This window comes from Streptomyces fractus (assembly GCF_049844455.1).
GTDB classification, from domain to species: Bacteria; Actinomycetota; Actinomycetes; order Streptomycetales; family Streptomycetaceae; genus Streptomyces; species Streptomyces fractus.
Genome location: NZ_JBMYHI010000002.1, coordinates 2,570,050 through 2,583,095, shown reverse-complemented (window position 1 = coordinate 2,583,095; position 13,046 = coordinate 2,570,050). Strand labels below are relative to the sequence as shown.

Below are 13,046 nucleotides of genomic sequence, written 5' to 3'. Positions count from 1 at the left end.
TGCTCAATCGCCGCAGGGGCTTGATTTACCGGAGGGGCTTGATTTGCGACGGGCGATGCGTAGGAGCAGGAATGTCGCCGCGCCCAGCACGACCGCGAACGGGAGGATCGCCGCCAGGGCGATTCCGATCCACTTCAGGGCCGTCGCGAAGGCGTTCCAGCCGCCCGACAGGGCGTCGAGGACGCCGGGGTCGTCGTCCTTCGCCGGCACGGCCGAAGGCGTCTCGGTCAGGCGCAGGGTGATCGTCGCCAGCGTCGTGCGGTCCTTGAGCGAGTCCTGCTGCGCGAGCAGCGCCTCCAGCTCCGACTGGCGCGTGCCCAGCTCGCCCTCCAGGGTCACCACGTCGCTCAACTTCTCGGCCCGGTCCATGAGTTCACGTACCCGCGCCACGCTCGCCCGCTGCGACTTGATCCGGCTGTCGACGTCCACGACCTGGTCCGTGACGTCCTTCGCCGTCTCGTTCCGCTCCAACAGGCGCCCGCTGCCCGAGAGTTGGCCGAGTACGTCCTCGTACGACTCCTGCGGTACGCGCAGGGTCACGCGGGAGCGCTCGTGGCCCTGGCCGTCGCGGTCGGTCGCCTCGTCGCCGACCATGCCGCCCGCGTCCTCGGCGGCGGTGCGGGCCTCGTCGAGCGCGTCCGGGACGTCCTTGACGCGTACGGAGAGGTGGGCGGTGCGGATGATGTGGACGCCGGTGAGCTTCGGCGGCTTCTTGGCCTGTCCGTCGGCGGAGCCGGCCTTGCCGCCCGCCGCGCCGCGCCCGTCCGGGGCGGCGGCCTTTCCGTCGGAGTCGGCGGCGCTCTTGTCCGCCCCGTCGCTCGACGACGCCGAACAGCCGCTCAGCGCGAGCGCCGCGGCGAACAACACCGCGATGAGGAACCGTGGACGTGTGCGTGTCGTACCGGAAACGTGCATCGACATGACCCCCGAGGGGCGGGACGGCCACGGCGGCCGTCGGACGTCTCCTTCGACGCGTGGGGTCCCCCGAAAGGTGGTTGCCGGCCGGTCCCGAAGCGGTCACGGTCGGGACACGGTCACGTGCGTCAATCTGAGGCTGACGTTCTGACAAGGTGGGGGCATGCGTGAAGCGGACACTGTGACGAAGACGGGTCGGGGCAGGCGGGGCAGGAAGGTCCTCGTCATCGGCGGCGGGATCGCCGGCCTCGCGGCAGCCCACCGACTGCTCGACGGGAGCGAGCGGGGCGCGCCGGTCCACGTGACCGTCCTGGAGGCCGGCGAACGGCTCGGCGGCAAGCTGCGCACCGGCGGGATCGCCGGCGCGCGCGTCGACCTGGGCGCCGAGTCGATGCTGGCCCGCCGCCCCGAAGCGGTCGGCCTCGCCCGCGAGGTGGGCCTCGGCGACCGGCTCCAGCCCCCGTCCACGGCGACCGCCTCCATCTGGACCCGCGGCGCCCTGCGCCCCATGCCCAAGGGCCACGTCATGGGCGTGCCCGGCACCGCCGACGCGCTCGCCGGGGTGCTGTCCGACGAGGGCCTGCGCCGCATCCGCCGCGACGACCACCTGCCGCCGACCCACCTCGGCGACGACGTCTCCGTCGGCAGGTACGTCGCCGCGCGCCTGGGCCGCGAGGTCGTCGACCGGCTCGTCGAACCGCTGCTCGGCGGCGTGTACGCGGGCGACGCCGACCTGATCTCGATGCGCAGCGCCGTGCCGCAGCTGTTCGAGGAGGCGGGCCGGCATGTGTCGCTGACGGAGGCGGTCCGCGCCATCCAGGAGCGCGCCGCGGCCAACCAGCAGACCGGACCCGTGTTCATGGGCATCGACGGCGGCATCGGCACGCTGCCGGGCGCCGTGGCCGACGCCGTGCGCGCCAAGGGTGGCGAGATCCTGCTCGGCGAGCGCGCCACCTCACTCACCACCCGTGACGGGATCTGGCGCCTCGGCACCGAATCCGGCCGGACCTTCGAGGCGGACCAGGTGATCGTCGCGCTGCCGGCCCCCGCCGCCGCGAGCCTGCTGCGCACCGCGTCCCCGATGGCCTCCCAGGAGCTGCGCCGCATCGAGTACGCCTCCATGGCCCTGATCACGATGGCGTTCCGGAAGGCGGAGGCCGACGTCCCCGAGGGCAGCGGCTTTCTCGTCCCGCCCGTCGACGGCCACACCATCAAGGCCGCCACCTTCGCCTCCCGCAAGTGGGGCTGGATCGCGGAACAGAACCCGGACCTGCTCGTCGTCCGCACCTCGGTCGGCCGGTACGGCGACGAGAAGGACCTCGCCCGCGACGACAGCGACCTCGTCGACCTGTCCCGCCAGGACCTGCGCGAGGCCACCGGCCTTGCCGCCGCCCCCGTCGACGCGCACGTCACGCGCTGGAAGGACGGACTGCCCCAGTACCCCGTCGGGCACGCCGCCCGCGTCGACCGGATCCGCGAGCACATCGCCGCCGTGCCGGGCCTCGCCGTGTGCGGAGCCGCGTACGACGGCGTCGGCATCCCGGCGTGCATCGCGAGTGCCTACGCGGCCGTCGACGTGCTCGGTGGCGACACCGCGGCGCTCGACGAGCTGAAGGCCGACCCGGTGCAGAGCATGCACGGCGGAGCAGGAGAATGAGGACATGAGCGACGACACCCCCATCACCGACGCCGCGCGCGTACCGAACAAGGGCAAGCTGGCGAAGGATCTCAACGAGACCATCCGCTACACCCTCTGGTCCGTCTTCAAGCTGAAGGACGTGCTGCCGGAGGACCGCGCCGGCTACGCCGACGAGGTCCAGGAGCTGTTCGACCAGCTCGAGGCCAAGGACGTCACGATCCGCGGCACGTACGACGTGTCGGGCCTGCGCGCCGACGCCGACCTCATGATCTGGTGGCACGCCGAGACGGCCGACCAGTTGCAGGAGGCGTACAACCTGTTCCGCCGCACCAAGCTGGGCCGCGCCCTTGAGCCGGTGTGGTCGAACATGGCGCTGCACCGCCCCGCCGAGTTCAACCGCTCGCACATCCCGGCGTTCCTCGCCGACGAGAACGCGCGCGACTACGTCTCGGTGTACCCGTTCGTGCGCTCCTACGACTGGTACCTGCTGCCCGACGACGAGCGCCGCAAGATGCTCGCCGACCACGGCAAGATGGCGCGCGGCTTCCCGGACGTGCGGGCCAACACGGTCGCGTCGTTCTCGCTGGGCGACTACGAGTGGATTCTCGCGTTCGAGGCGGACGAGTTGCACCGGATCGTGGACCTGATGCGGCATCTGCGGGCGTCCGAGGCGCGGCGTCACGTCCGTGAAGAGGTTCCGTTCTACACGGGGCGCCGGAAGTCCGTTGCGGATCTGGTGGCTGGGCTCGCGTAACCGGTGCGCCCACCCGGGGCGGGGTCGCGGGGCTCTGCCCCGGACCCCGCGCCTCAATCGCCGGCGGGGCTTTATTGACCCAGTGGTTTCGGTTCCTTGTGGGGCGCGCAGGACGCCGCACCGTTGTCCGGCAGCTCTCCGTCCAGGAGATACGCGTCGACGCGGCCGTTGACGCAGTGGTTCGGGCCCCCGGCGATGCCGTGGGTGCCCGCCTTGCGTTCCGTCACCAGGGCGGAGCCCGCCAGGCGGCGGTGCAGTTCCTGGGCGCCCTTGTACGGCGTCGCCGCGTCCCGTTCGGCCGCGAGGATCAGGGTCGGCGGGAGTTCGCCGGGGGCGGTGCGGACGTCGAGCGGCTGTTGCCGGGGCGTGGACCAGTAGGCGCACGGCAGGTTCATCCACGCGTTGTCCCACGTCTCGAACGGGGCGCGCTTCGCGAGGGCCGTGTTGTCGCGGTCCCAGGTGCGGAAGTCAGTCGGCCAGGACGCGTCGTTGCACTGGACGGCCGTGTAGACGGCGTTGCCGTTCTCGTCCTCCTTGGCGGACGCCTGGATCGGCGCGGCCTGGTCGACGAGCGGCTTCGGGTCGCCCTTCACGTAGGCGGACAGCGCGTAGGCCCGCAGCGGCCAGTAGTCGTCGTAGTACCCGGTCTGAAGGAACGCGGACTGCAACTGGGCGGGCCCGACCTTGCCCCCGGCCGGCTTCCGGGACACCTGCGCGCGCACCTTCTCGTACGCGGCCAGCACCTTCTCGGGGGTCGTGCCCAGGTGGTACGTCTTGTCGTGGCGGGCGACCCACGCCCTGAAATCGGCCCAGCGGCGCTCGAAGGCGGCCGACTGTTCGAGGTTGTTGGCGTACCAGATCCCGTCCGGCGACGGGTCGACGGCCGAGTCGAAGACCATCCGCCGTACGTGCGAGGGGAACAGCTCCGCGTACACGGCCCCGATGTACGTGCCGTACGAAGCGCCCATGAACGTCAGCTTCTTCTCGCCGAGCGCGGCCCGCAGCACGTCCAGGTCACGGGCGTTGTTCAGCGTAGTGAAGTGCTCGATGTCCGGGTTCCGCTCGGCGCACCCGCGCGCGTACGCCTTCGCCTGCGCGACGCGCTTCTTCTTGTACGCGGCCGAGGGGTGGGTCGGCGACTGCGTCGGGCCCGTGCGGAACTTCTTGGGGTCCTCGCAGGACAGCGGCGCCGACCGGCCCACGCCCCGCGGGGCGTAGCCGACCAGGTCGTACGCGGCGGCGATGTGCCGCCACTCCGGCTGCGTTCCCGCCACCGGGAAGTACATGCCGTTGCCGCCGGGGCCGCCGGGGTTGAAGACGAGCGAGCCCTGGCGGGCGACCTTGTGTGCCTTGTCCTTGCCGGCCGTGCTCTTGTCCGACGTGTTCTTGCCGGTCGCCTTCGCGCGGCTGACGGTCAGCTTGATCTGCTTGCCCATCGGGTGCGCGTAGTCGAGCGGGACGGTGACGGTGCCGCATTGGACGGGCTTCGGCAGATCCTCCGCCTTGGGGCAGGCTCCCCAGCGGATCCCCGCGTCCGCGGCCCGCAGGGCGGCGATCGTGCTGCCGGCCTTCTCGGCGGCGGGCGGGGGCATGGTCGTGGGCGCGGCGGCGCCCGCGGGGGCGGTGGCCAGAGCCGAGAGGATCAAGGATCCCGCGGTGGCGCGGAGGGCGGGGGCTGCTCGCATCGCTTGGACGTATCCCTTCGTCGAGGCCCGCGAACCCATGCGGTGAAGCTGCCCGCGAGGCCGTGCGACTCGCGCACAAAAGGGATCCTTGGGGCGGCAGTTGACGAAGTAAAGGACCAGGTCGTGGGTGTCGGAAGCATGACCCTGATGCGTGGTAACTGCCCTCATCGGCGTGCGGGGCGGCTCACTCGGTGGTATGCCGCCCCATGCCGGTCAGCGCCGCCCGCAGCTGCGGGTCGTCGACCGCCCGCACCCCGCGCACCGCGACGGCGAGCAGGCTGCCGGCGCCCAGCGGCCTGCCCGCGATCAGCCGCTGCCCGGTCGGCGAGGCCCAGCGCGTGTACGGGTGGATCTCGACGCGGGCGAGCGTCAGACAGCTCAGCGTGAGCAGCAGCGGAAGCGCGAACCACAGCGCCACCGGTCCTTCTTGCCGCGCGCCCTCGTCCGGCAGCAGGACCGCGAGCGCGCCGAGCAGCACCACGGCGGCCGTCGCCTGCCGCACCTGGCGCACCGCTCCCGCGAGCGTCGTCCGCTCCTGGTCCGGCACCGCGAGCCCGGCCGCGACCAGGCGCTCGGCGAGCGCCCGCACCGCGTCACCGGCCGCGGCCGCCGCCCGCAGCGGCGCTATCCGCGCCTGACCCTCGGGCCCGATCGCGCCGAGCACCGAACGTTCCATGGCGTCCTCGCCGACCGGGTCGACGACGGTCGCCCAGCCCGTGTGCGCGAGCAGCAGGCGCCGGCTGCGGGCCATCGACACGAGCGTCACCTCGGCGACCCGGTCGGGGCCGCCCGACAGGAAGGCGGTCTCGTACAGGGACAGTTCCCGGCCCTGGTGCGGGCCGGTGTACGTGTCGCGGCCGGTCGCGCGCTCGCTGTCGGCGGCGCGGACGGCCGCGAGACACAGCCGCCCGCAGGAGACTCCAGCGGCGGCGCAGGCGACGAGGAGGAACAGGAGCCACAACATGCGCAGTTTCTACGACAGTTGCGCGGATACCGCTACGTCCCGCCCACGATGTGGACGGCCTGTTATCGCGTCGTGACGTTCGGGTTCGGACGGGACACGGCGGGCGGCAAGGGGAACGAGGGGGTGGGTGACGGCGACACCGGGGTCGGGGTGTTCGGCGTCGGGGTCGGGCCAGGCGGGGCGGGGGAGCGGGTCGCGGGCGGAGGGCTCGCGGTGGCCCCGTCGCGGGCGAGCGCGTCGAAGTCGACGAGGCCCGTCGCCTCCAGGACCTTGATGTGGTCGAGGACGGTGGTGTTGGCGTCGTCCGCGAGTTGCCGCACGAGCGCGTTGCGGGTCGAGGCGCGTACCTGGGCGACGAGTGAGAAGACCTGTCCGTGGGCGCGGCGCAGGATGTTGGCGAACCTGCGCTCGTAGTCCTCTCCGTGTGCTGCGGTCAACTCCCGTAGCCAGCCGCGTTGTTGGGCGTTCGGCTGGCTCGGCAGCTCCAGGTTCATCCGGGCCGCGACCTCGCGCACCCGGGCGTCCAGGAACGTGTGCCCCTCGACGAGGTGCTCGCCCGCGGTCTCGACCGCCTTGCTCGGTGCCCGCTCCTCGGCCTGCTGTCCGGCGGGCAGTTCCCACAGGCCGGCGAGCCGCACCTTGGTGATGAAGAGGCGGTCGGTGGCGGACAGTGGCCCGAATCTGGTGGCCACGGTCTGGGCGTTGAGCTCGCCGAGGCCGGTGCCCGAGCGGTCCGCGTACGACCAGAGGGGGAAGACGAGGGCGGCCAGCGTCGCCACGAGTCCGGTGACGATGAGTGCGGTGCCGTTGGGTGGGAACAGTCGCATGGGGCCTCCTGGTGCGGCACCGCACGCTAGTCCGTGACCAGGGTGTCTCGGTGGGCATCCGCCGGGAGTACGTCTCCTGCGGTATGCGTGTGGGGTGTTCGCGGCCCGCACCGGCGTCGCGGTCGCGGGGCTCTGCCCCGGACCCCGCTGCTCAATCGCCGCAGGGGCTTGATTTGGTCACCCGTTGGTGCGCCTCAAGGTGAGGGCTGCTGTCCTCAGGGCCCTGGTTATCGGGCGGCCGGTCAAGGGTTTGGGGCCGGAGCGGTCGAGCCACCAGCGGGTCAACTCGCGGCGTGCTCCCGCGTCTTGGACTCGTTGCGTGAGCAGCAGGTCCTCCGCGAAGTCGAGTGCGTCGCGTCGGTAGCCGCTCGTCATCGGTCGGCGTCGTGCGTAACCGAGGAAGAGCGTCCGGTACTCGGATCCGCGCAGGATCAGGGGAAGTTCGGGCGCGACCTTCGCGACGACGTCGGCCCGCTTGCCGGCGAGGGCGCGGGCCTGCACGGCGAGCTGCGCGCGGTCGAAGCCCTCCGGGACGGGGGTGCCGGCGACGAGCGCGGACAGCAGGGCGGCCTGGTCGAGCGCGAGTCGCTGCCGCGTGGCGTCGTCGACGGGTGGGGCGGCGGGCGCGGCCGACCGGTGGTCCGGGGTCTGCGCGCGGGGCCCGGACCCGGCCGCGACCGTCTCCCGGATGGCCTCCACCTCACGGCCCAACTCCCCGAGATCCTCAGGGAAGTTGTCGTCACGTTCGAGCAGCACGCCCGGCGGGGTGACGCGCGAGGCCAGTTCGGCGAGGACGTCGAGGACGACCGGCGGCACCGGGTGGGCGTGGCTGTCGTGCCAGACGCCGTCCCGCTCGAAGCCGCCCGCGACATGCACGTACGCGATGGCCTCGACCGGCAGCTCGGCCAGCGCCTTCGCCGGGTCCTCGCCGCGGTTGACGTGGTTCGTGTGCAGGTTGGCCACGTCGATGAGCAGCCGTACGCCGGTCCGCTCCACCAGCTCGTACAGGAACTGCCCCTCCGTCAGCTCCTCGCCCGGCCAGCCGAACAATGCCGCGATGTTCTCCACCGCGAGCGGTACCGGCAGCGCGTCCTGGGCGATCCGCACGTTCTCGCACAGCACGTCGAGGGCTTCGCGGGTGCGCGGCACGGGCAGCAGGTGCCCCGCCTCCAGCGGCTGCGAAGCGGTGCGCTCGCCCCCGGCCCGTACGAACGCGATGTGCTCGCTGACCAGCGGCGAACCGAGCGCCTGCGCACACGCGGCGAGGTCGGCGAGCCGCCCCTCGTCGGGCCGGTCGGCCCCGCCGAGCCCCAGCGAGACGCCGTGCGGGACGACGGTGACGCCGCGCTCGCGCAGCCGTAGCAGGGAGTCCGGCAGATGCCCCGGACACAGATTCTCGGCGACGGCCTCGACCCAGTCGATGCCCGGCATTGCCTCGACCATCTCCGCGATCTCGGGCCGCCAGCCGATCCCGGTACCCAGCTCCATGGAACTCCCCCTCCTCCGCCTCGGCTTCCTGGTGTCCTGACCGCGACGGGACGCCCCGAACCCCGGAGGGGCGAGGTTCAGAGCAACATTTGAGCTTCACCGAGCGGCCGGGGCGCACCGGCCGCGAACGGGGCCACGCGAAGGGACCGGGGGAGCCGACCCGGACCTGCACGCAGTGGGGTAGCCTTCCGAGTGGCCCCGGCCGTCCGTCATCCCCCGTGCGGACGGGCGGGGTCTTCTCCGTTCCCGGGCCCGTTCCCAGGCCACTGCCCAGGGCTCAGAGGCGGGCCAGGCCGGACAGGAAGTCGCCCGTCCGCGGCCCCTCGGACACGACGGTGTCGCTGGGCGGGATCTCCGTGAACCCGGCGTCCCGTACGACGGGCAGCCCGCTTGTGGTCAGCGCCGGCCAGCGCTCCGGGTCCGCGGTCCGCACCGACAGCGGGAAGCCCGCCTCGCGCCACTCCTTGCGCTCCGCGTCGGACAGCTCCCACCAGGCGAGCTGCGCCCCGTGCCCGGCCTGCGCCATCGTCTTGCCCGCGGTCATGCCGAGGTCCGGGTTGAGCCACAGGACCGGGGCCGACGCGTCGGGCGCGGGCGGCGGCTCCGGGTCGTCGAGGTCCGTGCCGGAGACCTGGAGGCGGGCCAGGTCCTTGGGCCAGCCGTCGAGGGGGACCGGAGGGAAGACCCGTACCTCGGCGGACCCGGTGGTGACCGTGATCCCGTCGAGGGCCTCAGCGCGCCGCCACTCCGCGCCCCTCGCCCGCCGCACCACCTTGCGGATCCGGGCGTCCTGCCAGTCGCGCATCGCCTGCGCCCACGGTCCTTCACCGGCCGACCGCTCGTCCGAGAGGATCACCAGCACGGCGCGCGCCGCGGCCTCCAGGGCGTCCGTCCGCGTCGGGGGCGCGGCCCGCTCGATGCGGACGACGAGCGGCAGCACGAACTGCGGCGCCTCGTCGCGGGAGGTCGGCTCGGTACGGAAGGGGTTGTCGGTCTGGGCGTCGTCGCTGGTCACGCCCTCCAGTTTGCCAGTACCCGGAGGCACCCTCCCGTCCCGACCGCGGGGCGCCCCGCGGATACGGGAACATGACCGCATGCACCTCACGCTGCGCGGCGCGGGCCGCCGCTACGGACTCGGCGGTCCCTGGGTGTTGCGCGGAGTCGACCTGGACGTGCCCGAAGGAGCCGTGTTCCGGGTGCGGGGGCCCAACGGAGCCGGGAAGTCCACCCTGTTGCGCCTGGTCGCCGGGATCGACGCGCCCTCCGAGGGCCGGGTCGTAGGACGCCCGCGCACGGCCTACGTCCCCGAACGTTTCCCGCCCGCCCTGCCGTTCACCGCCCGCGCCTACCTCACGCACATGGGCCGCATCCACGGCCTCGGCCGTACGACGGCCGCGCGGCGGGCGGGGGAGTGGCTGGAGCGGTTCGGCGCCGGCGAGTACGCGGGCGCGCCCCTCGCCGAGCTGTCCAAGGGCAGCAGCCAGAAGGTGGCGGTGGCCGCCGCCCTGCTCGCGGAGCCGGAGCTGCTCGTCCTCGACGAGGCCTGGACCGGGCTCGACACCGCGGCCCGCGACACCCTCGACGGCGCCGTCGCCGAACGCGCCGGGGCCGGCGCCGCCGTGCTCTTCGTCGACCACGACCCGCGCCGCCTCGCGGCCACCGCCGACGCGACGTACGAGGTGGAGGGGGCAACTGTCGTACGGAGCGCGGGAGTCGGCGGCGCGACCGTCGTCGTCGACGCCACCGGCCCCGCCGGTCACGCGCCCGCCCTGCCGCACCCGCACACCCACGTCCGCCTCGACCCGCGCACCGTACGGATCACCACCGACGCCGCGCACTCCGACGCCGTGCTGCGCACGCTGCTCGCCGCGGACCCGCCCTGGCACATCGTCGCCGTCCGCACGCCGGAGCCCACGGAGAACACCGCATGACCACGGCCCTGCTCGCCTACCAGTCGGCCCTGCTGCTGCGCTCCCAGCGCTGGCTGGCGCCGGTCGTCCTGTACGCCGCGTTCGCCGCCGTCGGCCTTCAGGCGGGGCAGCCGGTCCTCGACTCCCTCGCGTACACCGCGGCGGCCCTGCTGCCCGTGGGGGCCTGGCTGGCGCGGATCTGCGTCACCAACGAGCCGCCCGCGGCCCGCAGTTGCACCGCCGCGGCGACGTCACCGTGGCGCGCCCATCTGGCGAGTCTGGCCGCCGCGTTCCTCGCCACGGTGGCCGTCGGCGTCGTGGCGACCGTCGTCGTGGCGCTGATCAGCGACGGGGTCAGCACCGATCGCCTGGTGCACGTGGCCAGGTGGTCGGCCGCCGTGGCCGGGCTGCTCGCCGTGCTGGTGTGCGCGCTCGTCGGCGCCGCCGTCGGGGCCGTCACGACCAGGCCCGTGGTGCGCGGTACCGGTCTCGGTGTGGCCGCCCTGGTCCTGTGCGCGCTCGTCGCGCTGATCGCCCCCGGCTCACCGGCGAAGTCGGTGGTGAGTGCCCTGGTGACGGGTTCGCAGGACGGGTCGGTGCCGGTCCTGCTGCTGCCGCTCGCGGGGGCGGTGGCCGTGGCCGGAATCTGCGCGGCGGCGTCCTGCGCCCTCGCGTCCCGCCGCTGACCCGGCCCGCTGTCCGGTCACCCGGAGCAGGCGCTGCGCTGCGCCTCCTGCCTTCCCCAAGCTCTCGGCTTCGCTCGAGCAGGGGAGACCCCATTGCAGACCGGGCACAGGGTGACGCCCTTCGTCGACTCCGGGTACTCCGTGGGCTCCCGGCACAGCACGCACTCGGCGAACGGTTCGTCCGCCGCGGCGGCGGGTGCCGGGCGCTCCTCGGGGCCACCGGCGCAGTAGTCGCTCATGCCCCCAGCGTACGTACACGAGCGCACCGCCGAGCACGGTCACGCCCCGCGGGCCGCCCCCAGCAGCTGCGACACCCGCACGAACCGGTAGCCCTCCGCCCGCAGCTTCGGCACCACCGCCCGCACCACCCGCTCCGTCGTCGGTGCCGCACTGCGCGTGCAGTGCATCACGACTACCGAACCGGGTCGCACCCCGTCGAGCACCTGCCGCGTCACGGCGTCCGCGTCCGTGGCGAACGCGTCACCGCTCACCACGTCCCACTGCACCGCCGTCACCCCGGTCGGCGTCAGCGCCCGCAGCGCCGCCCGGTCGTAGCAGCCGCCGGGGAACCGGAAGTACGGCACGACGTGCTCGACCCCCGCCTTCCGGAACGCGCCGAACGCGCGGTCGACGTCGGCCCGCATGCCCCGCGCCGGCACCCTCGGCAGGCCGTAGCAGTCACCGGTGAAGGCGTAGTGGCTGTACGAGTGGTTGGCGACCTCGAACAGCCGGTCCCGCCCGATGTCCTTGGCCTCCGCGGGGTACTCCTCGGCCCAGCGCCCGGTCATGAAGACGGTGGCCGGGACCTTCAATTTCCTTAGCGTGCGGATCAGTTGGGGGTTGTCGAAGCGCTCCCCGGACCGCGCCCGGGACCCCTGGTCGGCCGTCATGTCGGCGTCGAAGGTGAGCGCGACGGTCCGCCCCTTCGTCGCCGCGCCGCGCTTGAAGACGGGGGTGGTGCCGCCCGGGCCGGGCGCGAGGGTGGGCTTGGGGGTGGCCTTCGGTTCCGGGGAGGTCTTCGGCGAGCTCTCCTGGGAGCCGGGGGGCCGCGTCGCGCCCGGGACCCCGGACGAGGCGGCTCCGCCGCAGCTGGCGAGGCCGAGAGCGAGCGCGCCCAGGGCGCAGGCGGCGGTGACGCTGCGTACATATCTGATCACGCGCCGACGATATCGTCGTATTCACCGCAAATCGTGCAAATCGGGGCGATGGGGCGTGACCTCGTGCTGTGGGGTACTCGGCCCCCATGACGACACCAATGGCTTTCCCCGACCTCTCGACCTCGGTCGTCCCGTTCATCGCCGGCCTGGTGATCGCGCTGGCCCTGATCTGGGCGGTCTGGATGGGCATCAGGTTCCGTCGCCGTGAACCCGGCCCTCCCGACCCGGCCGACCAGCCGAAACTCCCCCGTACGGGCCCGGTCCACGAGGTCCGCGAGATGCGGGAGCCCGACGAGATGCCGCGCACGGACAACGGCGGCTCCCGCCTGACACCGCACGAGCTGCACAGTGACGGCAACGCGGGCGGCAAGCGCAGCGAGGACCAGCGGCCGCGCCGCTGGAGCCGGGGCCACAGCGGCTCGTTCGGCAGCGGCGGCCCGGGGCGCACCTGACGAGGCGGGGCGTCACGTTCCCGGTGCTACGGAGCGTGACGCCCTCCGCGGTCGCACCCGGCGGTCGTGACGTGGGGGCGTCACGCCCTCAGAGCGTGGCCTCTGCCCGCCGCTCGCGCGCGTCGGCGTTCGGCCCGCAGCAGCCCGGCGCGCTCGCCCTCCGACGTGCCTCCCCAGACCCCCGTCGTCTGACCCGTGGCGACGGCCCACCGAAGGCACTCAGTGATCACCGGGCAGCGTCGGCAGACCTCCTTGGCGGTCTCCACATCGTCCATGGCGGGCCCGGTGGTGCCGACAGGGAAGAAGAGATCCGGGTCCTCATCGACACACGCCGCGCTGTCCAGCCACTCCATCTCCGTGTTCCTCACTGGCAACGGCATGCGGCGGCGGGTGCCCCCAACACCCGCACGGAAACGCGGAGTTTGAGCGATCCGGGCCAGGGGACCCGGGTCGCGGCCGAGAGGCCAGGGGAGCGAAGGGAAGCCGGGGCCGGGGGGTATGCCACCCCCGGCCCCGGCGTCGCCCTGCGACATGGAGCGGGAGGGGCTACAACGGAAGGGAAGGGAGTG

At 73.3% G+C, this 13,046-nt stretch carries 14 protein-coding genes; 5 read left to right on the top strand and 9 right to left on the bottom strand.

Features of this window, described 5'->3' with window-relative positions:
- Nucleotides 1–3: 3 nt before the first annotated feature.
- Nucleotides 4–921, bottom strand: coding sequence for a DUF4349 domain-containing protein (locus ACP4E5_RS13545; RefSeq protein WP_425828370.1), 918 nt, complete (start codon nucleotides 919–921; stop codon nucleotides 4–6).
- A gap of 157 nt (nucleotides 922–1,078) precedes the next feature.
- Here ACP4E5_RS13545 and hemG point away from each other — a divergent pair, with 157 nt between their 5' ends.
- Both hemG and hemQ read left to right on the top strand, forming a co-directional pair.
- A complete protein-coding gene (gene hemG, locus ACP4E5_RS13540; RefSeq protein WP_425828368.1) occupies nucleotides 1,079–2,572 on the top strand; it encodes a protoporphyrinogen oxidase in 1,494 nt (497 codons plus the stop codon).
- Between the two features lie 4 nt (nucleotides 2,573–2,576).
- A complete protein-coding gene (gene hemQ / locus ACP4E5_RS13535) occupies nucleotides 2,577–3,308 on the top strand; it encodes a hydrogen peroxide-dependent heme synthase (RefSeq protein WP_425828366.1) in 732 nt (243 codons plus the stop codon).
- 71 nt (nucleotides 3,309–3,379) lie between these two features.
- Here hemQ and ACP4E5_RS13530 read toward each other — a convergent pair whose 3' ends face one another.
- From ACP4E5_RS13530 to ACP4E5_RS13510, 5 genes are all read right to left on the bottom strand, one after another.
- Nucleotides 3,380–4,993 (bottom strand): alpha/beta hydrolase, encoded by a 1,614-nt coding sequence (locus ACP4E5_RS13530; protein ID WP_425828364.1) that lies wholly within the window; start codon nucleotides 4,991–4,993, stop codon nucleotides 3,380–3,382.
- A gap of 184 nt (nucleotides 4,994–5,177) precedes the next feature.
- Nucleotides 5,178–5,957: a TIGR04222 domain-containing membrane protein gene (locus ACP4E5_RS13525; RefSeq protein ID WP_425828362.1), complete on the bottom strand. Its 780-nt coding sequence runs from the start codon at nucleotides 5,955–5,957 to the stop codon at nucleotides 5,178–5,180.
- 62 nt (nucleotides 5,958–6,019) lie between these two features.
- Nucleotides 6,020–6,784, bottom strand: coding sequence for a DUF4142 domain-containing protein (locus ACP4E5_RS13520; RefSeq protein ID WP_425828360.1), 765 nt, complete (start codon nucleotides 6,782–6,784; stop codon nucleotides 6,020–6,022).
- Nucleotides 6,785–6,961: 177 nt separating this feature from the next.
- The gene (locus ACP4E5_RS13515) at nucleotides 6,962–8,272 is read right to left on the bottom strand and encodes an MbnB/TglH/ChrH family RiPP precursor modification enzyme (protein WP_425828358.1); all 1,311 of its coding nucleotides are present in this window, start codon (nucleotides 8,270–8,272) and stop codon (nucleotides 6,962–6,964) included.
- A 277-nt stretch (nucleotides 8,273–8,549) separates the two neighbouring features.
- Entirely contained in the window at nucleotides 8,550–9,287 is a 738-nt protein-coding gene (locus ACP4E5_RS13510) for a peptidyl-tRNA hydrolase (protein ID WP_425828356.1), read from the bottom strand.
- Nucleotides 9,288–9,366: 79 nt separating this feature from the next.
- Here ACP4E5_RS13510 and ACP4E5_RS13505 point away from each other — a divergent pair, with 79 nt between their 5' ends.
- Both ACP4E5_RS13505 and ACP4E5_RS13500 read left to right on the top strand, forming a co-directional pair.
- Nucleotides 9,367–10,203: an ATP-binding cassette domain-containing protein gene (locus tag ACP4E5_RS13505; protein WP_425828355.1), complete on the top strand. Its 837-nt coding sequence runs from the start codon at nucleotides 9,367–9,369 to the stop codon at nucleotides 10,201–10,203.
- Nucleotides 10,200–10,868, top strand: coding sequence for an ABC transporter (locus ACP4E5_RS13500; protein WP_425828353.1), 669 nt, complete (start codon nucleotides 10,200–10,202; stop codon nucleotides 10,866–10,868). Before ACP4E5_RS13505 ends, ACP4E5_RS13500 begins: the two co-directional genes overlap by 4 nt.
- Nucleotides 10,869–10,885: 17 nt before the next feature.
- Here ACP4E5_RS13500 and ACP4E5_RS13495 read toward each other — a convergent pair whose 3' ends face one another.
- Nucleotides 10,886–11,107, bottom strand: a complete 222-nt coding sequence (locus ACP4E5_RS13495) for a hypothetical protein (protein ID WP_425828351.1) — start codon at nucleotides 11,105–11,107, stop codon at nucleotides 10,886–10,888.
- A gap of 39 nt (nucleotides 11,108–11,146) precedes the next feature.
- On the bottom strand, nucleotides 11,147–12,025 hold the full coding sequence (locus ACP4E5_RS13490; protein ID WP_425828349.1) for a polysaccharide deacetylase family protein: 879 nt from the start codon (nucleotides 12,023–12,025) through the stop codon (nucleotides 11,147–11,149).
- Nucleotides 12,026–12,111: 86 nt separating this feature from the next.
- On the opposite strand from ACP4E5_RS13490, the gene ACP4E5_RS13485 reads away from it, so the two are divergent.
- On the top strand, nucleotides 12,112–12,477 hold the full coding sequence (locus tag ACP4E5_RS13485) for a DUF6479 family protein (RefSeq protein WP_425828348.1): 366 nt from the start codon (nucleotides 12,112–12,114) through the stop codon (nucleotides 12,475–12,477).
- An 80-nt stretch (nucleotides 12,478–12,557) separates the two neighbouring features.
- Here ACP4E5_RS13485 and ACP4E5_RS13480 read toward each other — a convergent pair whose 3' ends face one another.
- Nucleotides 12,558–12,830, bottom strand: coding sequence for a WhiB family transcriptional regulator (locus ACP4E5_RS13480; protein WP_425828347.1), 273 nt, complete (start codon nucleotides 12,828–12,830; stop codon nucleotides 12,558–12,560).
- Between the last annotated feature and the right edge of the window lie 216 nt (nucleotides 12,831–13,046).

Excerpts from the sequence above, each read along its gene's own strand:
- ACP4E5_RS13545 (WP_425828370.1), bottom strand. The coding sequence starts at position 921 with ATGTCGATGCACGTTTCCGGTACGACACGCACACGTCCACGGTTCCTC.
- hemG (WP_425828368.1), top strand. The coding sequence starts at position 1,079 with ATGCGTGAAGCGGACACTGTGACGAAGACGGGTCGGGGCAGGCGGGGC.
- hemQ (WP_425828366.1), top strand. The coding sequence starts at position 2,577 with ATGAGCGACGACACCCCCATCACCGACGCCGCGCGCGTACCGAACAAG.
- ACP4E5_RS13530 (WP_425828364.1), bottom strand. The coding sequence starts at position 4,993 with ATGCGAGCAGCCCCCGCCCTCCGCGCCACCGCGGGATCCTTGATCCTC.
- ACP4E5_RS13525 (WP_425828362.1), bottom strand. The coding sequence starts at position 5,957 with ATGTTGTGGCTCCTGTTCCTCCTCGTCGCCTGCGCCGCCGCTGGAGTC.
- ACP4E5_RS13520 (WP_425828360.1), bottom strand. The coding sequence starts at position 6,784 with ATGCGACTGTTCCCACCCAACGGCACCGCACTCATCGTCACCGGACTC.
- ACP4E5_RS13515 (WP_425828358.1), bottom strand. The coding sequence starts at position 8,272 with ATGGAGCTGGGTACCGGGATCGGCTGGCGGCCCGAGATCGCGGAGATG.
- ACP4E5_RS13505 (WP_425828355.1), top strand. The coding sequence starts at position 9,367 with ATGCACCTCACGCTGCGCGGCGCGGGCCGCCGCTACGGACTCGGCGGT.
- ACP4E5_RS13500 (WP_425828353.1), top strand. The coding sequence starts at position 10,200 with ATGACCACGGCCCTGCTCGCCTACCAGTCGGCCCTGCTGCTGCGCTCC.
- ACP4E5_RS13495 (WP_425828351.1), bottom strand. The coding sequence starts at position 11,107 with ATGAGCGACTACTGCGCCGGTGGCCCCGAGGAGCGCCCGGCACCCGCC.
- ACP4E5_RS13485 (WP_425828348.1), top strand. The coding sequence starts at position 12,112 with ATGACGACACCAATGGCTTTCCCCGACCTCTCGACCTCGGTCGTCCCG.
- ACP4E5_RS13480 (WP_425828347.1), bottom strand. The coding sequence starts at position 12,830 with ATGGAGTGGCTGGACAGCGCGGCGTGTGTCGATGAGGACCCGGATCTC.